This window comes from Streptomyces sp. NPDC050625 (genome assembly GCF_040654755.1).
GTDB lineage: Bacteria > Actinomycetota > Actinomycetes > Streptomycetales > Streptomycetaceae > Streptomyces.
In genome coordinates, this window is record NZ_JBFAIQ010000011.1 from 31,009 (window position 1) to 52,779 (window position 21,771).

Consider the following 21,771-nt stretch of genomic DNA (forward strand, 5'->3'; position numbering starts at 1 on the left):
TGGGGAACGTCGAGCGAAACCTCGTGGGGAACGTCGTGGGGAGGGCCGCGGATGGGCTGGTGGCAGGTCGACGCGGACACGCTCGCGAGCAGCCGGTTCGTCCTCTCCCCCGTCGCCGAGACCTTCGCGTGCCTCAAGCTGCTGCACGCGGCCGAGGGCGCCCACCCCGGGGAGCAGGACTGGCTGCGGACCCACCTGCCCGGATACCGGGCCCGGCTGGCGTCCGACCCGGTCACCGCGCTGCTGGTGCGCGCGGGTCTCGGCGCGGACTGGATCGCCGACTTCCTCACGCCCACGCCCCGGGACGGCGAGACCTTCGAGCAGGGCGTGGCACGGGTCCGTGCGGCCCGCCCGGCGGACGCCCGCGCCCATCTGCGCGTGTCCCTGGCCGGGCCGCTGCCGCCGGCCCTGGACCGGGACGACCTGCCGGAGCGGGCGGCCGCGCTCCTGGAGTACGTCTGGGAGGAGACCGTACGGCCGTACTGGCAGCGGCGCCGGCGCGTCCTGGAGGCCGATGTGGTCGCGCGGACGGCACAGGTGAGCCGGGGCGGCTGGGCGGCCGTGCTGGACTCGATCCGGCCGGGGCGGACGCGGTGGCTCGGGGACAGCAGGCTCCAGGTGAACCGGCACGAGTACCCGCCGCGCGAGATCTCCGGTGCCGAACTGGTCTTCGTTCCGGTGACGCCGCAGCGGCACGGGTGGGTGTCGTGGGAGGAGCGGAACCGGTACGCGGTGATCTACCCCTGCGCGGGCGTGCTCGCCGACGGCCGCGCCGCGCCCGTGCCCGCGAGCCTGGGCGCGCTGCTCGGGGCGGCACGGGCCGGGGTGCTGGTGCTGCTCGACTCCCCCATGAGCACCACCCAGTTGACCGCGGTGACCGGGCAGGGCCTCGGGTCGGTCGGACGGCATCTGAAGGTGCTGCTGGACGCGGGTCTTGTGGAGCGGCGGCGGGCGGGCCGCTCGGTGCTGTACTCGCGCACCGCGGCCGGCGAGGTCCTCGTCGAGGCCGGGAGCCGGGGCCGGGAGCCGGGCGCGGAGCCGTCGGCACACCGGTCACCGCCGGACACCGGTCACCTCCAGGACATTTACCGGAGTTAGCATCCGCTTATGACGACTACTGACGACAACGGCTCCGTACTGGACGTCGAGATCGGCGCCCTCCGGGGCGGTTCCGCGGACCTGCCGCAGTACGCGGGCCAGGCCGTGCTCATCGTGAACGTGGCCTCCAAGTGCGGGCTGACCCCGCAGTACATCGGGCTTGAGCGGCTGCAGGAGCGCTACGCCGGACAGGGCTTCACCGTGCTGGGCGTGCCCTGCAACCAGTTCCTCGGCCAGGAGCCCGGGAGCGCCGAGGAGATCGCCGAGTTCTGCTCCGCGACGTACGGCGTGACCTTCCCGCTGACCGAGAAGGTCGAGGTGAACGGCGAGGGCCGGCACCCGCTGTACGACCGCCTGATCGGCTTCGCCGACGCCGAGGGGCACGACGGGGACATCCGCTGGAACTTCGAGAAGTTCCTGATCGGGCAGGACGGCAAGGTCGTCGCCCGCTTCTCGCCGCAGACCGAGCCGGAGTCGGCCGAGCTCGTGGCCGCGGTGGAGGCCCAGCTCTCCTAGGCCTGTCCGGGCTGTCCGGGCTGTCCGGGCTGTCCGGGCCGTCCGGGCCGTCCGGGTTGACCTTGCCCCTGGGGCAAGGGTGAGCGTCCTTGTCACCGGGCGGAAGGCGCCCGGTGACGGAGGATGGCGTAGTGGACGACGAACTGCTCACCATCGGCGCGTTCGCGGCGCGGGCCAGGCTCTCGGCCAAGGCCCTGCGGCTGTACGACCGGCTAGGACTGCTGTCCCCGGCACGCGTCGACGAGGCCAGCGGCTATCGCTACTACCGCGCCGACCAGGCGGAGCGTGCCCGCCTGGTGGCGCTGCTGCGGCAGCTGGACATGCCGCTCGCGCGGATCGCCGAGGTGGTGGAGGCGGACGGGCCCGAGGCCGCGGACCGGCTCGCCGCGTACTGGGCGGACGTCGAGGCGCGGGTCGCGGGGCAGCGGACGCTCGCCGAGTACCTCCGTGGACGGTTGTCCGGGAGGAGTTCGGAAATGTACGGGAAGTTCGTGGTGGAGACGGTGGACGTGCCCGAGCAGGTGGTGATCACCGAGACGCGGCACACCCTGGCCGACGAGCTGCCGGCGTGGATCGGGGCGTCGCTGGGGCGGCTGGAGTCGGCGGCGCGGGAGTGCGGGGGCGTGGCGGGTGCCCCGTTCGTCGTCTACCACGCCGAGGTGTCCATGGAGAGCGACGGCCCCGCGGAGTCGTGCGTACCGGTCGCGGACGCGGAGGCGGCCCGCGCGTGGGCGGCCCGGCAGGGGCGGGCCTGGGAGACGCAGGTGAAGGTGCAGCCGGCCCAGCGGCTGGCGTTCACCCGCATCACCAAGGCCCAGGTGGCCCATCCGCAGATCCTGGCCGCCTTCGGGGCGGTGGAGGAGTGGATGTCCGGTCAGGGCCTGGAGATGGCCGGGCCGTGCCGGGAGGTGTACTTCGCGGACTGGGAGGCGTCGGGGGCGCATGACCCGGTGTGCGATGTGGCGTTCCCGGTGAAGTGAGGGCCGGGGCAGGCGCTTGGACGCCGCGCTGTCCGACGGCCACCTACGGCGAGTGAGCCGAAGGGGCGCGCCGGTGTCGGGAGGGCATGGGGGTCCCCCTGCTCGAACGAAGTTGAGAGCTTGGGGGAGCGCGGAGGCCCGAAGGGCTGAGCACGATCGGCCTCCCGACACCGGCTGAGGCGCCCAGGAGGCGAACCGAGCCCAAAAAAAGAGGGTGAGCCCCCTCGGCAAGGACGGCGGGCTGGTCGAGAGGGCTCTGGGTGGTGCTTGTGCAGTTGTCGTGTAGGTGTCCGGGGCCTGCTGGCGAGGGTCAGGGAGCCCCCTAAGCCTTGACCGAGGCCACGAACGCGTTCCAGGCGTCGGCGGGGAAGGCGAGGACCGGGCCCTCCGCGACCTTGGAGTCACGCACGGCGAGTTCGACGGCGGCGGCCGACTTGACCTCGACGCAGGCTCCGTTCCCTGCGGAATAGGAGGACTTGGTCCACGTCTCCGTGGCGCCCTGAAGCAGTGCCATTTCCACTCCTGTTGCGAGTTGCTGTAGTGCGATTCACGCCAACCATGTCGATCGGTTGGCGTGATCGACGCTACTCGGCAACATCCCTTCCCGGAGTGGCCGTTCACTCGACCGGATGGCATATTCCAGGTGAGCCTTCCGCCGGAGCGTTACACCGGTGTACGATCCGGCGCTTCACGCGGGAGCACCCTCAACGGGCATACTCTTTGGCCACGTCCGCAATGTATTGCCGGGATTGCTCCACATTCAGGGACTGTGCCCGCAAGTGCTCGTACATCACCGCGTACTTCTGGACGTCGTGCGCCTTCTCCAGATAGAGGTCACTCGTGACACCCTCCAGGTACACCACGCTGGAATCGGCCGCGTCGGCGAACTCCAGGATCGCGTACTGGCCGTTGAGCCCGGGGTGCGCGCCCACCTCGAACGGCAGGACCTGCACGGTGACATGGGGCAGCTGGGACATCTCGATGAGGTGCTCCAGCTGCTCCCGCATGACCAGCTTGCTGCCCACCACCCGGCGCAGCGCCGCCTCGTCCAGCACCACCCACAGCCGGAGCGGGTTGTTCTCGGCAGCGATACGTTCCTGTCGCCGCAGCCGCACCTGGACCCGCTTCTCGATGTCGGTCGTCGAGGTCTCCGGCAGCGCGCCCTGCACCAGGGCCTCCGCATACGCCCGGGTCTGCAACAGCCCCGTGACCAGCTGGGGTTCGTACACCCGCAGCGACTCGGCGTCGGTCTCCAGGCCGATGTAGACGCTGTACGGGATGTCCCCGAACGCATGCCACCAGCCCTGTTGCCGGGAGTCCCGGGCCATCTCCATCAGCGAGTCGACGACCCGCTGGTCCTCGACCTCGTACACCCCGCACAGATCACGGACGTCACGCTGGCTGATGCTGCGCCGGCCGTTCTCCAGACGGCTGATCTTCGACTGCGAGACCAGCAGTCGCTCCGCCACTTCCTCGGCCGTCATGCCCTTGAGCTCGCGGAGCCTGCGCAGCTCCTGGCCCAGCCGGCGTCGCCTGACGGTTGGATTGACATTGGACGCCACGGGACGTGCACCTCCGGCTGCCTGCCTGTACCTGGCACTTTGCGTATCTGCTGCTGAGCAGACTGCCACCAAGGTGCTTACTACCGCTGGCAAACGGTGGATATGCGGCGCGTACGCGTCAGTTCGGGCACAAGCAGCCGAGCGGGGCGGTGAGACACGCTGTCTCACCGCCCCGCTCGGACCAGCGGCTCCCGAACCGGGTCGTGGGGACTGACGGTGCGGCTGTCGTGCGGTGTGTGCGGGTGCGATGCCGTGGTGCTGCGGCTCAGTGGACCACGGCGCGCGCCATGGACCCGTGGCGCGGTTGCATCGGAACGCCACGAGCGGGTTCCGCTGCGGCCCTGGCTCCCGGTCCGGCCTGGCGGCCGGCGGAGGCCGGGTTGCGGCGTGGCTGGGCCACGGCGCCGTTCTGGACGTCCATCACGGCGTGTGCCACGAGGCCGCCCATCGGGTCGTGCCGAATCAGGTCCCGCAGCCGGGAGCGGGACGAGCGTCCCTCGTTCCCCGGATACAGGTGCTTGCCGAGGCCGACCGCGTGCGCCAGGGCGGCGAGCGCCGCGGTCCGCGGGTCCGGCGGTACGCCGGTGCGGATCGCGGAATCCAGCCGGGAACGGATCTCCCGGCTGATGGCGGTGTCCGTCGCCTGGTAGCGAGTCGTCGGCAGCACCCCGCACATCTGCCCCGGTACGGCGGCGACCATGCCGCACCGCTCCAGATGCGAGAGGTACGTCTGGCGGAGCCCGAGACGCGGCCCGCCGATCCAGTGGACAGCACGAACCGGAGCGCCGCGCCTTCGCAGCAACTCCAACGCGCAGTCCAGAGTTGGATCTCCTGTCGGCCGTGGCACCACCACGGCGATACGATCCCCGTCTGGGGCTATCCGTCCGGCCAGCGCCAGCTCCACTAGCTGTGCTCCGGCCAGACCGAGGTCGAGCGACTGCGGCTGCGCAGTGGTACCCGTGGCCGGGTCCAATGCCAGCAGCAGAAGCTCCTCCGGAATTGTTCTGCGGCTCCTGCCCATCCATGCCTCCCCGCGTGGATGAATGACAGGGTGACCCCTCTCACATTGGTCTGTCGAGGGTGCGTGACCGGTTCGTAAGGGAACCGGTAGGTATGTCGTTCTCGTCTAGCCGCATGGGTTAAGCCCGCACACAGGACACTGGTACATGGTTCGGACAGCGTCGGGGAGGCGGGGTCCGGACTGCGGTTAGGGCACGGAGGGCGTGCGGCACATGGAGGAGGCATCGGTGGCGGGCGAGTCCCCCGACAAGTCGAAGCAGCGCGAGTCGTCGGCAGAACCGACGCCGGGGAGCGGGGGTCCGGTTCCCGAGGCACGCGACCCGCGTCTCGCGGTGTCCCGCCGCACCGCGGACACGGCGACCCGTGTCCTGTCGGTCCGGGACGTGCCCGCTACCGCGGGAGGCCCCGAGCAGGAGGCCGAGGACAGCCGCCTGCGCGCGGCGGTGGCAACGTGGGTCCGCACGGGCGGCTCCGCCGGGTCCGACGAGGAGGCCCAGGCCAACTCCGAGGACGAGGGGGCCCGGAGCACGGCACGGGCGGACTCCGAGGGCGAGGAGGCCCGGAGCACGGCGCAGGCGGACTCCAAGGCCAAGGGCGAGGGCGGGTCGGCGGCGGCCGACGCGGAGACCGAGGACGACGAGGCGGCGGAGGCCGACTCCGCGCCCGAGGACGCGCGCAGCTCGGCACAGGCCGGCTCCGAGGCCAAGGCGGGCGAGACCGCCGCCGGTTCGAAGACCGAGGACGAGGCACGCGCCGACTCCGACGGCGAGGACGAGCAGGGAGCGGCACAGTCGGGCTCCGAGGTGACGGGCGAGGACGGGTCGGCAGCCGACGCCAAAGCCAGGGGCGAGGGCAGGTCGGCGACGGTCGACACCGAGGCCGAGGACGACGAGGCGGCGGGCCGGGACGACTCCGAGCCCGAGGACGCCCGCGGCACGGCGCAGGCCGACGCCGAGGCCAAGGCGGGCGAGACCGCCGCCGGTTCGAAGACCGAGGACGAGGCACGCGCCGACTCCGACGGCGGGGACGGCCGCGGAGCAGCACAGCGCCAGACCGACTCCGAGCCCGAGGACGCCCGGAGCACGGCGCAGGCCGACACCGAGGCCAAGGCGAGCGAGACCGCCGCCGGTTCGGAGGCCGAGAGCGAGGCGCACGCCGACTCCGAGCCCGAGGACGCCCGCGGCACGGCGTACGCCGACTCCGAGGCCAAGGCGAGCAAGGCCGCCGCCGGTTCGAAGACCGAGGACGAGGCACGCGCCGACTCCGACGGCGGGGACGGCCGCGGAGCAGCACAGCGCCAGACCGACTCCGAGCCCGAGGACGCGCGCAGCACGGCGTACGCCGACTCCGAGGCCAAGGCGAGCAAGGCCGCCGCCGGTTCGGCGACCGAGGACGAGGCACGCGCCGACTCCGAGCCCGAGGACGCCCGCGGCGCGGCGCAGGCCGACTCCAAGGGCGGCGAAGCCCCGGAGGCGGGCGACGGCGGCGAGGGCGAGCGTTCCGGTGCGGAGGGCGCTGCCCTCAAGGCCGCTGACGCCGAGCCGGTTTCCGTGTCGAAGGCGGATGCCGGCGCAAAGGGCTCCGCCCCGAAGTCGACGCCCGGCCCCCGAACCCCCCGCGACCCGCGAGCCGCCGACGGTGAGGACGCCCCACAGGGGCCACCCGCACCCAAGGACGAAAGCCGCACGGGTGGTGCGGGTGGGAACCGCACGGCCGAAGGCGGAGCCGAGGCCGCCCCCAAGCCCCCCGTCGGCCACCCCACCGCCGTCTTCAAGGCACCCAGGCCCAAGCCCCAGGTCGACCAGCCGACCACCATGCTCAAGCTGGGCGGCACGCAGAAGCCGAAGCCCTCCGAGCCGGCGGAAGCCGAACGCACCAGCAAGTTCGTCGCGCTCAAGCCCCTCGACGCCCCGGCAACCCGTACGCCGAACCCGCCGGCCCAGGCCCAGGCAGACGTCACCACCGCCATCCCCCAGGTCGGCCCCGAGCGCACCACCCAGCAGCCGCTCCCGCCCAAGCCCCCGCTCGACCTGCTCGCCGAGCTGACGAACACGCCCCCGCCGCCGGAGACCCCGGTCAGGACGATCGTGCGGCGGGTCAAGATCTGGACCCCGTTGGTCGTCCTGCTGGTGATCGTCTTTGCGGTCGTACAGGCCATGCGCCCCCTGCCCACCCCCACCCTCGCGCTGACCGCCGAGGAGTCGTACCAGTTCGAAGGCGGCAAGGTCACCCTCCCCTGGCCCGCCGAGGGGCAGGGCTGGATGGACGTCGACGGCATCGGCACGATGGACAGCTTCGGCAAGCAGACGCCCGTCGCCATCGGCTCGGTGGCCAAGACGATGACCGCGTACATCGTGCTGAAGGACCACCCGCTCAAGGCGGGCGAGGAGGGTCCGACCATCACCGTCGACGCAACCGCCGAGAAGGAGGGCGGCTACGACAAGGCCGGCGAGTCCACGCTCAACAGCATCAAGGCCGGCGACAAGCTCACGCTGAAGCAGGCCCTGTCGGCTGTCATGATCCCGTCCGCGAACAACATCGCCCGGCTGCTGGCCCGTTGGGACGCGGGCGGCTCCGAGGCGGCGTTCGTCAAGAAGATGAACGCCACCGCCAAGGAGCTGGGGATGTCGGCGACGACGTACACCGACCCCTCCGGGCTGAAGGAGACCACCGTCTCCACGGCCGGGGACCAGGTGAAGCTCGGCAACGCGGTCGTGAAGGTCCCGGCTCTCGTCGCGATCACCAGCGCGGCCAGCTGGAAGGACCCTTCCGGACACAACTGGCCGAACTACAACCAGCTCCCCTACCTCGTGGGCGCGATCGGCATCAAGACCGGCAGCACCACGGCGGCCGGCGGCAACCTGCTCTTCGCCGCCCGCAAGAAGGTCGGCGGCGAGACGGTCACCGTCGTCGGCGCGATCCTCGGCCAGCACAAGCCGTCGATCCTCGACACGGTCAACGCGGTCAGCAAGACGGCGCTGCTCGCCGCCGAGGACGCGCTCACCTCGGCGAAGACCCTGAAGAAGGGCGATGTGGTCGGGTATGTGGACGACGGCCTCGACGGGCACACCCCGGTGGTCGTCACCGAGGACGTCACGGCCGTCGGCTGGGCCGGCCTGAAGGTGAAGCTGTCCTTCGCGGCCGACACCGTCCCGCACACCGCGAAGGCCGGCACCAAGGTCGGCACGCTCACCGTCGGTGACGGCAAGAGCGGCGCGGTGCAGGTCCCGGTGGCCCTGCAGAAGGACCTGACCGAGCCCGGCTTCGGCAGCAAGCTGACCCGTCTCGGCTGACGCACACGGCACGTTCCGTCACCGCACCCCGTCGCGCGGCCCCCACCCGGGAGCCCCGCGGCGGGGTGCGTGCTAGCGTCACGAATCGGGGCAGGTCGCCGGTCAGCGCGACCAGGCCGCGAACTGGACGAGAAGCGGCCGGGAACACCACGGGACACGGCCGAGAACAGAAGACGGGACACGGGGAGTGCCTTCAGGTGGCCACAGCGGAGCCGACACGCGCCGACGACGCCGATCCGGGCCCGGGATCCGGCCCGCGAATACGCCTGCCCGAAGCTGACACGGACGGTCACGGCACCGGGACGCACGGCCCTGGCGACGGCCGCGACGACCGCCGTGAGGACGGCCCGGGCGCCGGGCGCACCGGCAGACGGGCCCGGCTGCTCGCCGCCGCCGAGCCCCTGCGGCAGCGGCTGCTGCTCCATCCCGTGCTGTCCATGACCGCGCTGTCCGGTGTGCTGCACGTCATCTGGTTCTTCACGTTCGCCAACAGCGGCGGCGACCTCGCGGCGCAGGACGCATGGGCCGAGTTCGTCGGCCGGCACCCCGATTCGGCGTACAACCTGGCCTGGTACGGCGGGATGCACCCGGTGTCGTACAGCGTGGTCTCGCCCTACCTGATGTCGGTCCTCGGTGTCCGTACGACGATGATGATCGCCGGGACGGTCTCGGCGGGCCTGCTGACGTTGATCCTCATCCGCAGCCGGGTCGTCAAGAACCCGCTGTGGGCCGCGCTGGCCGGGGTCTTCGCGCTGATCTGCAACGCGGTCTCGGGCCGGGTGACCTTCGGCCTCGGCACGGTGTTCGCGCTCGGCGCGGTCGCGGCCGTGTTCTGCTGGCCGTACCGCTGGCGGCACAAACGGTGGGCGAAGGCGCTGGTCGCCGCGCCGCTCGCCGCGCTCGCCACCATGGGCTCCCCCGTCGCGGGCCTGTTCGTGGGCCTGGTCGCGGCGGCGCTCTTCCTGCAGAAGCGGCGGCCGGGCGCCTATGCGCTGGGGCTCGCGCCGACGGCGGTCGTCGCCGTCTCGGCCTGGCTGTTCCCCTTCTCCGGCACCCAGCCGATGACGATCTTCTCGGTGATCCTGCCGCTGTCGTACGGGCTGCTGTGCCTCTTCCTCGTCCCCAAGGAGTGGCGGACCGTCCGGCTGACCGCCGCGGTCTTCAGCATCGGGGTGGTACTGGTCTGGCTGGTCAGCTCGCAGATCGGGTCGAACATCTCGCGGCTGCCGATGCTGTTCGCGGGCGTGACGCTGATCGCGGCGCTGCCGTTCGCGGTGCCGCGCTCGCGCAAGTGGTACACGATCGTGCTGGCGTTCCTCGGGACCGTCGGCTGGATAGGCTTCAAGTCGGTCGACGACATCATCCATACGACCCCGGCGGCGTCCTGGGCGCGCGAGCTGGCCCCGCTCGTGAACGAGCTGCAGCAGGTCGGCGCCGAGAAGGGCCGCGTCGAGGTGGTCCCGGCCCGCTCGCACCGCGAGGCCTCCGCGCTCGCGCCGTACGTCAACCTGGCCCGCGGCTGGAACCGCCAGGCCGACATGGAGCGCAATCCGCTCTTCTACGACGACACGCTCAACTCGGCGAACTACCACGAATGGCTCCAACGCTGGGCCGTCCACTTCGTCGTGCTGCCCAAGGACGATCCGGACGGGGACGGCGGCGAGCGCGAGCGGGCCCTGGTCCAGCGCGGTATGCCGTATCTGAAGCAGATCTGGGGCGACGCCAACTGGCAGCTGTTCAAGGTGACCGACCCGGCGTCGCTCGCCGAGCCCGACGCGGTGGTCGACCGGGCCGAGCAGGGCGAGCTGACGATCGAGGTCCGCCATGCCGGCCGCATCCTCATCCGCATCCCGTACTCGCCGTGGCTGAGCATCGTCGACGCCCAGGGCAAGAGCCTCAAGCCGCCGCAGGAGACGCAGGCCTCCAAGCACCGCGCCGAGGGCATGCCGAAGACGTACGACAACGTCAACGGGTGCCTGATGGAGACGGAGCAGGACGCGCAGGGGGACAAGTGGACGATGCTGCTGGCGCCCAAGGCCGGCACGTACCGCCTGGCCGCGCCCTACCAGTTGCCCCGGGGCACTCCCTGCCCCGACGAGCTGAAGTGAGCGTCCGGGGCCCCGGATCAGCCGCGTAGCTCCGCCACGTACTGGTCCGTGCCCGGAATCGTCGGAATGAACGGCGCCACCAGCTCGACCCGCCCCAGCCCCGACTCCGCCACCTGCTCGTCCAGGCCGGTGAAGTGCCCCTGCCAGCACTCCCGGGGATCCGTCTCCAGGAACCACAACAGGGTGAGCCGGGTGTCGACGCCCTCGACCTGTTTCACATAGGTCATGCGGTCGCCGGGGAGCGGGGTCGGGCGGAAGACGGTCACCATGGCCGTCGGGGAGGCCGCCACCCGCTTGGGTAGGTGCCGGGAGCGGAGCCACTCCAGGAGTTCGGCGCGCCGCTCCGGGGACTCGGCGTCGACGACCTCGACCACCAGGCCCGCGTAGGGATGGTCGAGGGCGTGGAAGTCCCTCGGTCCCGCCGCGCCGTCGCGGTAGACGGTCGTCTCGTGGTCCTGGAAGGCCGTGAAGACGTGGGTGCGGTCCTGGTGGACGCGGGCGTCGCGGTTGAGGCGCTTGTTGATGGCGACGGTCCACTTCATGTGGTCGTCGTAGCGGCCGTCGGTGATCCAGTACGTCGAGATGTAGCAGCCGGCGGTGACGGGCTGGGCTATCGCGGACTTCTCCGGGTAGCGCAGGAGCTGGAGGTCCCGCGTCGCCACCCAGCGGCGGCCCGCGTACATCCAGGGCATGGCCATCGCGCCGGCGTAGTAGTGGTCGTCCTCGTACCAGCGGTTGTAGGCGTACTCGTGGCCGGGGTGCGGCTCGACCATGGTGATCAGGGCGTGGCCGGGGCGGACGCCGTACGGGCCGACGGCGGCCAGTTCGGCGTACCGCTCGCTGCGGGTCTCCTCGCTCATGCCGTTCCCCTTCCGCTTCCGCTCTCTCTTCCGTCCTCCGGCGCTCGCCCATACTCTGACGGACCGTCAGATGAAGCGCCAGGGTCGGGAGGCCGCCATGTCACTGCTCGCGGGCAAGACCGTCGTCGTCTCGGGGGTCGGTGCGGGTCTCGGCCACCAGGTCGCGGCGGCGGTCGTACGGGACGGGGGGAACGCGGTGCTCGGGGCGCGCACCGAGGCGAACCTCGCCAAGAGCGCGGCCGAGATCGACGCGGACGGGGCGCACACGGCGTACCGGGCGACGGACATCACCGACGAGGGGCAGTGCGAGGCACTGGCGGGGCTGGCGCGGGAGCGGTTCGGGGCGATCGACGCCGTGGTGCACGTGGCGGCCTGGGACTCCTACTTCGGCGGTGTCGAGGACGCGGACTTCGCGACCTGGCAGTCGGTGATCGACGTCAATCTGCTGGGGTCGCTGCGCATGACCCGGGCCTGTCTGCCGGCGCTGAAGGAGCGCGGCGGTTCGGTGGTCTTCATCGGGACCCAGTCGGCGGTCGCCGCGCCCTCACAGGTGAAGCAGGCCGCGTACGCCGCCTCGAAGGGCGCCCTGACCAGCGCGATGTACTCCCTGGCCGGTGAACTCGGCCCCCACCGGATCCGCGTCAACACGGTCCTGCCCGGCTGGATGTGGGGCCCGCCGGTACAGGCCTACGTCCGGTTCACCGCCCACACGGAGTCCGTACCGGAGGCCACGGTCCTGAAACGCCTGACCTCCCGAATGGCCCTCCCGGAACTGGCGACGGACGGCGACGTGGCAGACGCGGCGGTGTTCCTCGCCTCCGACCGGGCGCGGGCGATCACCGGGCAGTCGCTGCTGGTCAACGCCGGGGAGCTGATGCGTTGAGGTGGTGCTCCCAGCTCAGGGATCTGTTCATATAGGTGAACCAAGGTCAGCAAGCAGAACATTTTTGCTCGCTCTTGACCTTCCGCTTGCTTGTCGTGCTCGCGTAACCGCACCCACGATGAGCGGGCACTTCGCGGCCTTCCCCGTCCCCGCTCCGCCTATGCGAAGTGCCAGCCAGCTGGGCGGAGTTCACAAGGCGGACCCTGGAAGGGGGGCATATGAACGGTCTCGACTGGACCGTGCTCATCGCCTACTTCGGCGTGATGGTCGCGATCGGCATCTGGTCGCACAAGCGCGTGGACGACGTCAGCGACTTCTTCACGGCCGGCGGCAAGATGCCCTGGTGGCTGTCCGGCATCTCGCACCACATGTCCGGCTACAGCGCGGTGATGTTCACCGGATACGCGGGCATCGCCTACACCTACGGCGTCACCTCCTTCGTCACCTGGTCCTTCCCTATCGCGCTCGGCATCGCCATCGGCTCGAAGATGTTCGCGCCGCGCATCAACCGGCTGCGGTCCAGGCTCCATGTCGCCTCTCCGCTGGAGTATCTGAAGAACCGTTACAACCTGCCCACCCAGCAGGCCCTGGCCTGGTCCGGCATGCTGCTGAAGATCGTGGACGTGGGCGCGAAGTGGGCGGCGATCGCCACGCTGCTGTCGGTCTTCACCGGCGTCTCACTGAACCAGGGCATCCTCATCACCGGCGCCATCACGGCCGTGTACTGCACGATCGGCGGCCTGTGGGCGGACGCGCTGACCGAACTCGGCCAGTTCGTCATCCAGTTGCTCGCCGGTCTGTCGATGTTCGTCGCGGTCGTGATCAAGCTCGACGACAAGAACATCGGCTTCCTCGGCGCCTGGGACGAGCCCGCGCTGCACGGCCACGGCAAGCCGCTGGTCGGCCCGTACGGCACCGTCTTCCTGCTGGCGTTCCTCTTCATCAAGCTCTTCGAGTACAACGGCGGCATGCTCAACCAGGCCCAGCGCTACATGGCGACGGCCGGCCCGCAGGAGGCCACCCGGTCCGCACGTCTGTCGGCGGCCCTCTGGCTGATCTGGCCCGTGGTCCTCTTCTTCCCCATGTGGATGTCGCCGCTGCTGGTGCACGCCAACAAGCCCGACGGCTCCGACTCCTACGCCCTGATGACCGAACAGCTCCTGCCGCACGGGCTGTTGGGCCTGGTCATCGTCGGTTTCTTCTCCCACACCATGGCCATGTGCTCCTCCGACGCCAACGCGATCGCCGCGGTGTTCACCCGGGACGTGGCACCGGTGCTCTCGGCCAGGGCCCGGGCCTGGAACGAGCAGTCGGGGCTGATCGCGGCGCGGGTGACCACGGTCGTCTTCCTCGGCCTGTCCATGTCGGTGGCGACGCAGGTCAACTCCCCCACGTTCAAGGACATCATCACGGTCGTCATCAAGTGGGTCGCCGGTCTGATGGGCCCGATCGCCATCCCGATGATGCTGGGCCTGCTCCGCCCGTTCCGCCGCTCCGGCCCGACGGCCGCGCTCACCAGCTGGGCGGCGGGTCTGCTGGCGTTCTGGCTGGTCAACTACCCGATCAACTGGAACGTCGACGGCGGAGTCCCGCTCCAGTACCAGGTGTCCGTACCGCTGGCCGTCTCCCTGGTCCTGTACATCCTCATCGGCTACCTGAAGCCGGAGGACACCCCGGAGCGGCTCGCGATCATCGAGCGGATCAACACGGACGGAGACGGGGCGGCGGCCCCGGTACCGGCCACGGCGGAAACCGAGCCCGCGTAACCGCGGGCCGCGAGGGCGCAGGGCAGGCAACGGAGACGGCGACGGCGACGGCTAGGCGCCTCTCGGGTACCTCGCCAGCCACCCCGGAGCCGCCCCCGCCGGACCGTGCAGCGCCGGGCCCTGGGTCATCTCCATCGCGAAGTCGTCGGCCAGTTCCAGGATCGTGGGGCGGCCCTCCAGTTCGGCCAGCCAGGCCGGCGGGAGGGCCGTCTCGCCGTGCAGAGCCCCGAGCAGACCGCCGGTCAGCGCGCCCGTGGCGCCGGAAGGGCCGGCCTGGTTGACCGCCAGGCACAGGCCATGTCGTACGTCCTCCCCCACCAGCGCGCAGTACACGGCGGCGGCCAGCAGACCGTCCGCGGCCCCGTCGCCCGCCAGCTCCTCCACCCGCGCCGGGCCGGGCATCCCCTGCCGCACCGTGCCCAGCGCGTGCTGGAGGGCGTCGGAGACGGGCTGGTGGCCTGGGCGGACGGCGAGCAGGGCGAGCGCGCGCTGCACGGCGCCGTCCAGGCTGTCGCCACGGGCCAGCGCGTGCACGATCACGGCGTAGGCGCCCGCCGACAGATACGCGGTGGGGTGACCGTGGCTCTGGGTCGCGCACTCCACCGCCAGCTGCAGCACCAGCTGCGGCTCCCAGCCGACCAGCAGCCCGAAGGGTGCCGAGCGGACGACGGCCTCCGGGCCCAGCTCGCCCGGGCTCTTGGGCGCCTCCAGCGTGCCCATGTTCTCGTCCCCGAAGCCGATCAGCAGCGCACGCGACGGATCGCGGCGGGCGTACAGCCACTCCTCGCGGGCCAGCCAGCCGTCGTCCTTGCGGCGCTCGTCCGGGCCCCAGTCCCGCTGGGTGGCCGCCCAGCGCAGATACGCCCGGTGCAGATCGGTCGGCGGATGCCAGGCGCCGGTGTCACGGCGGACCTGGGCGCGTATCAGCCCGTCCACCGTGAACAGGGTCAGCTGGGTGTGATGGGTCACCGCGCCGCGTCTGCCAATGGCGAGGGCGAGGTCGACGAGGCCCTCGACGCCGTACGACGTCTGGATCTCCTCCGTGGTGAGCCCGTCCACGGGGGCCCCGAGCGCATCCCCGACGGCGGCGCCGAGGAGGGTGCCGCGCACCCTGCCGCGGAAGTCCTGCTGCTCGGCGCGGCCCCAGACGGCGCCGGATGTCGCATCCACCGAGACCTCCTCACAGCAGTGTCCATACGTACGACAGCTCAGCACTGTAATCGACCGGGGACGATCGGTTCACGGGGGCAAATCATCCCGGCCCGGTCATTCCCGTACAGCGATGAGCGCCACGGGTGACCGGGGAGCCGGTCAGCGGATGAGGCGGTCGTGCAGGGTGCGGGCCGGGGCGTAGTCGGGGCTGAGCTCCAGCGCGCGGCTCGCGTCGGCCAGCGCCCGCTCGGTCCCGTCGAGTTCGAGGTGCACCTCCGCCCGTCGGCACAGGGCCCACGGGTAGGAGGGGTTGAGCTCCAGGGCCCGGTCCAGGTCGGCGAGCGCCTCGCGGTGGCGGCCGAGGTTGGACAGCGACACCCCCCGGCTCGCGTATGCCGACGCGTACCCGGGGTCGATGGCGAGCGCGCGCGTGTAGTCGGCGAGGGCTTCCTCGTCGCGACCGGCCACGCGCAGCGCGTCACCCCGTTCGCAGTGGCCCCAGCCCCAGTCGGGCCAGAGGGCGATCGCCCGGTCGAGGTCGGCCAGTTGCCGGTCGTGGTCGCCGAGGCCGCGCCAGACCCGGGCCCGGCGGCCGAGCGCCCAGGCGTAGTCCGGCTTGAGTTCCAGCGCGCGGTCGAGGTCCGCCAGCGCCGCATCGAGATCGCCGGCGCGCTCGTGGGCGGCGCCGCGCGAGGCCCGGGCGAACTCGCTGGCGGGGTCACGGAGGATGCCTTCGGTCAGGTCCCGCAGCGCCTCGTCGTGGTGGCGCAGGAGGCGGTGGTACTCGCCGCGCAGGATGACGTTGTACGGATTGTCCGGTTCCAGCGCGACCACCCGGTCGAGACCGGCGACCGCGGCCTCGTAGTCCCCCAGCCCGCCCCGGGTCGCGGCCTTCGCGCGATGCGCGCGCACCAGGTCCGGGTCGAGGGCGAGGGCACGGTCGTACTCCTCCAGCGCCCGCGCGTGTTCACCGTCACGGGCGAAGGCGTCACCCCGCAGCGCCATCGCCTGCGCCCGCCATGGCTCCTCGCCCCCCGCGCGATCCAGCAGCAGCCGGAGCGCCTCGGCCGGCCCGCTCCCCGTAAGCGTCTCCGCCAGCCCGTTCCCCCAGGTCCGCACGGCCTCCGCGTCCGCGTCCCCACCCGCCTCGACCAGGACCCGCGCCCAGCGCAGCGCCACCTCGTCGCCCTGCCCGCAGGCGTGGACGACATCGGCCAGGATCGCGGGCAGCGCGGCCCGGGGCGCCGCGCACAAGGAGTGGTAGGACTCCGCGAGCCGCAGCTCCCGCCAGTCGGCGTCCGCCCACCGGCGCGGGAGGTCCAGCCCGGCCTCGGCCTCGTCCCGCCAGCGCCCGAACACCTCCGCGAGCCGTCCGTGCCGCTCGGCCCACCCCCGCGGCGAGCGTGTCCGCTGCAACCGCAGCATCGGCACCCGTACGACGTCGTGGTACCGCACCCGCTCCCCGCGCCCGTCGACGAACGGCAGCCCTCTCAACCACCCGTACAACGAGTCGAGTTCGGACTCCTCGCAGTCCACCACCGCCCGGAACACGTCCGCGTCCAGCCGCCGGGGCAGCGCGCAGGCCAGGGCGACACCGCGCCGTACCGGATCGCGCTCCCACTTCAGGAACCGCTCCACGGCGTCCGCGCTCGGATCGCCCACGTCGTCCGGATCGGCGGGCCGGGCCTGGGCGAGCGTGGAGACGAGCACCGGCAGTCCGCCCGTCAGCCGCAGCACCTCGGCGACCACCGGCTCGTCCCGCACCCCCCGGTCCGCCAGCAGCCCCCGCGCCTCCGCCTCCGTGAACGCCCCGAGCGGCACATCGGTCATGAAGTCCGCGAAGCCGCCCCAGCGGGCGGTGTCGAAGGGACGCTGGCCGGAGGTCACCACGACGACGTTGGCGGGCAGGACCCCGTACCGATCGGTGGTCATCACCTCGTGCAGCCAGCCGTCGAGGAACGGCCCGGTGCGTTCGTAGGTGTCGAAGAACAGGACCAGCCACGGGACCGCCGACGCGACGGCGGCCAACTCGCCCAGCAGCACCGGCGTCAGCACCCGCTCCGGGGACAGCACCAGCTGTACGTCCTCCTGGTTGCGAAAGCGCGCGCTGAGTCCGGCCCGCAGCCGGTCCGCGCCCTGGGCGATCCGGTCCGCGTCCAGCGCCGGCGCGAAGGCACCGGCCACCGGGACGAGACCGAGGCCCACCAGGCCCGCCCGGGCCAGCGCCAGGCTGCCCGCCGACGGCCCGTCCGGTTCCGGTACGGCGACGGCGGCCGCCTCCGCCTCGTGCCGGCGCTCGCGGTGCGTGGCCAGCATCCGGTCCAGCTCCTTCAACCGGTGGCCCTGCGCGGTGAGTTGGCGGCCGATCACGGCCATCGTCTCCGGCACGCTGCCGGCGCCCTCGTCGACATACACGGTCGGCGCGCCGAGTTCCCGCGCGATCTGCTCCAACTCCCGGACCAGAAAGGTCTTTCCGACGCCCGCGTTCCCGTGCACATGGAAGAGGAAGCGGTGTCGCTCGTCCTCGGGCGGGATGCCGAAGTTCGCCCGGAACGCGGCCCGTTCGGCGCCACGCCCCACGAAACCGGCACGCCTGCGCCGTGCGATCAGCTCCTGCATCGACGGCCGCGCCTGCGCCATCCGTCCGTCCCTTCCTCCGGAGCCGACACCCCGTCATTCTGGCTCAATCCGAGCGGCACGTGGCGGGCCGGGCAGGGAAAGATCGCCTCCATGGCCACCCCCACCTCAGGCACCTCGCGCGCCCTGCGCCTCTCCGCCGCCCTGCTCACCGCCACCGTCGCCCTCTACATCTCCCTCGTCGCCCTGGGGAACATCACGGACTTCGGGACCAACCAGCAATTCGTGCGGCATGTTCTCGCCATGGACACCACGTTCAAGGACGACGACCTGATGTGGCGGGCGATCACGAACAAGGGGCTTCAGGACGCCGCGTACATCGCCGTCATCGTGTGGGAGACGGTCGCGGCGCTCGTGCTGATCGCCGGGACGTGGTTCTGGGCGAGACGCCGGCACGACCGGGCCCGGCAGCTCTCCACCTACGGGCTGCTGATGCTCATGCTGCTCTTCGGCGCCGGGTTCGTCGCGATCGGCGGTGAGTGGTTCGCCATGTGGCAGTCGAAGACCTGGAACGGGCTGGACGCGGCGACCCGCGTCCTCGTGCTCACCGGGATCACCCTGATCGTCGTACAGCTGCCGGAGAAGTCGGCTACTTGACGACCGTCACCTTGGTGTTCGGCTCCGTGCCGAAGGTCCATAGCGCCGTGCCGTCCGCCTTGGGCATGCGGATGCCGCTGGTCTGCTTGCCCGCGGCGGGCGCCGGGGAGGTGCCGTCGACCGCGTTGGAGAAGGCGATCGACAGGCCCGATTTCGCCGCGAAGTACAGAATGTGCTCGATCTGCACACCGTCGGAGCCGGTGGTGGCCGCGAGGGTCTTGGAGATCGTGTAGGTGCCGGGGTCGGGGCTCACCGTTCCCGGCCACACGGTGAAGGAGCGGTCGGCCTTGTCGCTCGCGTCGACCAGCCACACCCGCTTCTGCCCGAGCGAGTAGACGACCCGGCGGCCCGTGCCCGAGGCGGCCGGGATCGCGGGGACCGCGGACGTCTTCGGCTTCGACCTGGGCTTCGACGAGCCGGACCCGTGCGCCCCGGCCGACGCCGAGGCGCTCGGCCGGACGGACGCGGCCGTCGGGTGCGGGCCCCTGTCCGCCTGTACGGCGAGGACGACGACGGCGGCGGTCGCCCCCGCCGTAAGGCCGGTGACCCAGGCCCACGAGGGCAGTCGGGCAGGCACGGGCACGCATCTCCTCAGCTCCGGTTCCCCCATCACACGGGGGTCGGATCATCGTACTGCGAGCGCCCCCGAGCACTGCCGCCGTCCGGCCCCCGCAGGCCGCCGTCCGGCCCCGGCGGACCTCAGTCCAGCACCGGCAGCAGCTCCGGCAGATGCCCGTCCGACGCCGCCGCCGCCCGCTGCCGCTCCTCCGACACCTCCCCGTACAGCGTCGTCCGCGGCCGTGCCGGGCGGCCGGCCGCCTCCGCCACCGCGATCAGGTCCCTGACCGACTTGTACGAGCCGTACGACGAGCCCGCCATCCGGGAGATCGTCTCCTCCATGAGCGTGCCGCCCAGGTCGTTGGCGCCGGAGCGGAGCATCTCGGCCGCGCCTTCCGTGCCCAGTTTCACCCAGCTCGTCTGGATGTTGGGGATCCACGGGTGCAGCAGCAGCCTGGCCATCGCCGTCACCGCCCGGTTGTCCCGCGTCGTCGGCCCGGGGCGCGCGATGCCCGCCAGATAGACCGGCGCGTTGGTGTGGATGAAGGGCAGGGTCACGAACTCCGTGAAGCCGCCCGTCCGCCGCTGGATGCCGGCCAGGGTGCGCAGATGGCCGAGCCAGTGCCGGGGCTGGTCGACATGGCCGTACATCATCGTCGAACTCGACCGGATGCCCAGCTCGTGCGCGGTCGTGACGACCTCGATCCAGGTGGCCGCGGGCAGCTTGCCCTTGGTCAGCACCCAGCGGACCTCGTCGTCGAGGATCTCCGCCGCCGTGCCCGGGATGCTGTCGAGGCCCGCCTCCTTGGCGGCCGTGAGCCACTCGCGGACGGACATGCCGGTGCGGGTCGCGCCGTTGACCACCTCCATCGGCGAGAAGGCGTGCACATGCATGCCGGGGACCCGGGCCTTGACCGCCTTGGCGATGTCGAAGTACGCCGTCCCGGGCAGGTCCGGATGGATCCCGCCCTGCATGCACACCTCGACCGCGCCCACGTCCCACGCCTGCTGGGCCCGGTCGGCGACCTGCTCCAGGGACAGGGTGAAGGCGTCGGCGTCCGTGCGGCGCTGGGCGAAGGCGCAGAAGCGGCAGCCGGTGTAGCAGACGTTGGTGAAGTTGATGTTCCGGGTGACGATGTACGTCACGTCCTCGCCGACCGCCGACCTGCGCACGTCGTCCGCGATCCGGGTCAGCGCGTCCAGCGCCGGGCCGTCCGCGTGGAAGAGGGCCAGCGCCTCGGCGTCGGTCAGTCGCGTCGGGTCGTCGGCCGCGGTCGCCAGGGCCGCGCGGACGTCGGCGTCGATCCGCTCCGGCGCCATCCCCGGGGCGGCCGCCTCGCGCAGGGCGCCCCAGTCGCCGTACACCTCGTCGAAGTCGTCGCGCCGGTCGGAGGTACGGCCGTCGGTGTCGATGGTGCGGTGCAGATCGGTGCGCCCGGTGGCGACGAAGGCCTCCTCCGGCTCCTGCCAGGGGTGCCCCTCCACGACCGCGTCCGGCCGTGCCAGGCCCGTGTCCGGGTCCGCCAGCGCCCGCACGTGCGGCAGCAGCCGCGGGTCCAGCCAGGGCTCGCCGCGCGTGACGAACTCCGGGTACACGCACAGGCGTTCACGCAGCTCGAAGCCGGCCGCGCGGGACCGCTCGGTCAGCTCCTCGATCCGCGGCCAGGGGCGCTCGGGGTTGACGTGGTCGATGGTGAGCGGGGAGACCCCGCCCCAGTCGTCGATGCCGGCGCCGATGAGCCGCTCGTACTCGCTGTCCACGAGGTTGGGCGGGGCCTGGAGGCAGGCGGCCGGGCCCATGATGTGCCGGGCCACCGCCACCGTGGCGACCAGTTCGTCCAGTTCGGCGTCCGGCATCCCGCGCATCGCCGTGTCCGGCTTGGCGCGGAAGTTCTGGATGATCAGCTCCTGGATGCCGTGGTAGGAGCGGGAGATCCGGCGCAGCGCGAACAGGGAGTCGGCGCGCTCCTCGTACGTCTCGCCGATGCCGATGAGCAGCCCCGAGGTGAAGGGCACGGAGGAGCGGCCGGCGTCCTCCAGGACGCGCAGGCGTACGGCGGGCTCCTTGTCCGGGGAGCCGTGGTGGGGGCCGCCGGGCTCCGACCACAGACGGGTCGCCGTCGTCTCCAGCATCATGCCCATCGACGGGGCGACCGGCTTGAGCCGCTGGAAGTCCGTCCAGCTCATGACGCCCGGATTGAGATGGGGCAGCAGACCCGTCTCCTCCAGAATGCGGACGGAGACGGCCCGGACGTACGCGAGGGTGTCGTCGTAGCCGTGCGCGTCGAGCCACTCCCTGGCCTCCGGCCAGCGGTCCTCGGGCTTGTCGCCGAGGGTGATCAGGGCTTCCTTGCAGCCGAGGGCCGCGCCCTTGCGGGCGATGTCGAGGACCTCGTCCGGGGACATGAACATCCCGTGCCCGGCTCGGCGGAGCTTGCCGGGGACGGTGACGAAGGTGCAGTAGTGGCACTTGTCCCGGCACAGCCGGGTGAGGGGGATGAAGACGCTCTTCGAGTACGTGATGACACCGGGCCTGCCCGCCGCTTCGAGGCCCGCGTCCCGTACCCGGGCGGCGGACGCGGCGAGGTCCTCGAGGGCCTCGCCCCGTGCCTGGAGCAGCACCGCCGCCTCGGAGACGTCGAGGGCGACGCCGTCCCGGGCACGTTTGAGGGCGCGACGCATGGAGTTCTCGGTCGGGCCGGTTCCGGAGGTCGCGGAAGTCGTCATTGTTTGAGCATACG

General features: G+C 71.8%; 16 protein-coding genes. 8 read left to right on the top strand and 8 right to left on the bottom strand.

Features of this window, described 5'->3' with window-relative positions; all coding sequences use genetic code 11:
- The first annotated feature begins 51 nt into the window (after positions 1–51).
- The 3 genes from AB0I54_RS24355 (at position 52) to AB0I54_RS24365 (ending at position 2,594) form a co-directional block, all read left to right on the top strand.
- A complete protein-coding gene (locus AB0I54_RS24355; protein ID WP_363298244.1) occupies positions 52–1,098 on the top strand; it encodes a winged helix-turn-helix domain-containing protein in 1,047 nt (348 codons plus the stop codon).
- A gap of 9 nt (positions 1,099–1,107) precedes the next feature.
- Positions 1,108–1,614: a glutathione peroxidase gene (locus AB0I54_RS24360; protein WP_363298245.1), complete on the top strand. Its 507-nt coding sequence runs from the start codon at positions 1,108–1,110 to the stop codon at positions 1,612–1,614.
- Between the two features lie 131 nt (positions 1,615–1,745).
- Complete coding sequence (locus AB0I54_RS24365; protein WP_363298246.1) at positions 1,746–2,594, top strand: MerR family transcriptional regulator; 849 nt, start codon at positions 1,746–1,748, stop codon at positions 2,592–2,594.
- Between the two features lie 322 nt (positions 2,595–2,916).
- On the opposite strand, the gene AB0I54_RS24370 is transcribed toward AB0I54_RS24365, so the two are convergent.
- The 3 genes from AB0I54_RS24370 to AB0I54_RS24380 all read right to left on the bottom strand — a co-directional run bounded on the left by AB0I54_RS24370 (position 2,917) and on the right by AB0I54_RS24380 (position 5,177).
- Positions 2,917–3,108, bottom strand: coding sequence for a DUF397 domain-containing protein (locus AB0I54_RS24370; RefSeq protein WP_363298247.1), 192 nt, complete (start codon positions 3,106–3,108; stop codon positions 2,917–2,919).
- Between the two features lie 190 nt (positions 3,109–3,298).
- Complete coding sequence (locus AB0I54_RS24375; RefSeq protein WP_363298248.1) at positions 3,299–4,156, bottom strand: helix-turn-helix transcriptional regulator; 858 nt, start codon at positions 4,154–4,156, stop codon at positions 3,299–3,301.
- 265 nt (positions 4,157–4,421) lie between these two features.
- Positions 4,422–5,177: a GPP34 family phosphoprotein gene (locus tag AB0I54_RS24380; RefSeq protein WP_363298249.1), complete on the bottom strand. Its 756-nt coding sequence runs from the start codon at positions 5,175–5,177 to the stop codon at positions 4,422–4,424.
- A gap of 211 nt (positions 5,178–5,388) precedes the next feature.
- On the opposite strand from AB0I54_RS24380, the gene AB0I54_RS24385 reads away from it, so the two are divergent.
- Both AB0I54_RS24385 and AB0I54_RS24390 read left to right on the top strand, forming a co-directional pair.
- The gene (locus tag AB0I54_RS24385) at positions 5,389–8,469 is read left to right on the top strand and encodes a D-alanyl-D-alanine carboxypeptidase (protein ID WP_363298250.1); all 3,081 of its coding nucleotides are present in this window, start codon (positions 5,389–5,391) and stop codon (positions 8,467–8,469) included.
- Between the two features lie 197 nt (positions 8,470–8,666).
- On the top strand, positions 8,667–10,577 hold the full coding sequence (locus AB0I54_RS24390; protein WP_363298251.1) for an MFS transporter: 1,911 nt from the start codon (positions 8,667–8,669) through the stop codon (positions 10,575–10,577).
- Between the two features lie 17 nt (positions 10,578–10,594).
- Here AB0I54_RS24390 and AB0I54_RS24395 read toward each other — a convergent pair whose 3' ends face one another.
- Positions 10,595–11,437 (bottom strand): hypothetical protein, encoded by an 843-nt coding sequence (locus tag AB0I54_RS24395; protein ID WP_363298252.1) that lies wholly within the window; start codon positions 11,435–11,437, stop codon positions 10,595–10,597.
- 97 nt (positions 11,438–11,534) lie between these two features.
- Here AB0I54_RS24395 and AB0I54_RS24400 point away from each other — a divergent pair, with 97 nt between their 5' ends.
- Positions 11,535–12,320, top strand: coding sequence for an SDR family oxidoreductase (locus tag AB0I54_RS24400; RefSeq protein WP_363298415.1), 786 nt, complete (start codon positions 11,535–11,537; stop codon positions 12,318–12,320).
- A 218-nt stretch (positions 12,321–12,538) separates the two neighbouring features.
- Positions 12,539–14,086: a sodium:solute symporter family protein gene (locus tag AB0I54_RS24405; protein WP_363298253.1), complete on the top strand. Its 1,548-nt coding sequence runs from the start codon at positions 12,539–12,541 to the stop codon at positions 14,084–14,086.
- 51 nt (positions 14,087–14,137) lie between these two features.
- Here AB0I54_RS24405 and AB0I54_RS24410 read toward each other — a convergent pair whose 3' ends face one another.
- Positions 14,138–15,256 carry an ADP-ribosylglycohydrolase family protein gene (locus AB0I54_RS24410; RefSeq protein WP_363298254.1) on the bottom strand — a complete coding sequence of 373 codons (1,119 nt, stop codon included), beginning with the start codon at positions 15,254–15,256 and terminating at the stop codon, positions 14,138–14,140.
- A 141-nt stretch (positions 15,257–15,397) separates the two neighbouring features.
- On the bottom strand, positions 15,398–17,878 hold the full coding sequence (locus AB0I54_RS24415) for a tetratricopeptide repeat protein (RefSeq protein WP_363298255.1): 2,481 nt from the start codon (positions 17,876–17,878) through the stop codon (positions 15,398–15,400).
- 90 nt (positions 17,879–17,968) lie between these two features.
- On the opposite strand from AB0I54_RS24415, the gene AB0I54_RS24420 reads away from it, so the two are divergent.
- Positions 17,969–18,472 (top strand): DUF2165 domain-containing protein, encoded by a 504-nt coding sequence (locus AB0I54_RS24420; RefSeq protein WP_363298256.1) that lies wholly within the window; start codon positions 17,969–17,971, stop codon positions 18,470–18,472.
- Here the strand turns inward: AB0I54_RS24420 and AB0I54_RS24425 are convergent.
- Both AB0I54_RS24425 and AB0I54_RS24430 read right to left on the bottom strand, forming a co-directional pair.
- Positions 18,465–19,049: a hypothetical protein gene (locus tag AB0I54_RS24425; RefSeq protein ID WP_363298257.1), complete on the bottom strand. Its 585-nt coding sequence runs from the start codon at positions 19,047–19,049 to the stop codon at positions 18,465–18,467. The genes AB0I54_RS24420 and AB0I54_RS24425 overlap by 8 nt on opposite strands.
- Positions 19,050–19,171: 122 nt before the next feature.
- Complete coding sequence (locus AB0I54_RS24430) at positions 19,172–21,757, bottom strand: bifunctional FO biosynthesis protein CofGH (protein ID WP_363298258.1); 2,586 nt, start codon at positions 21,755–21,757, stop codon at positions 19,172–19,174.
- Between the last annotated feature and the right edge of the window lie 14 nt (positions 21,758–21,771).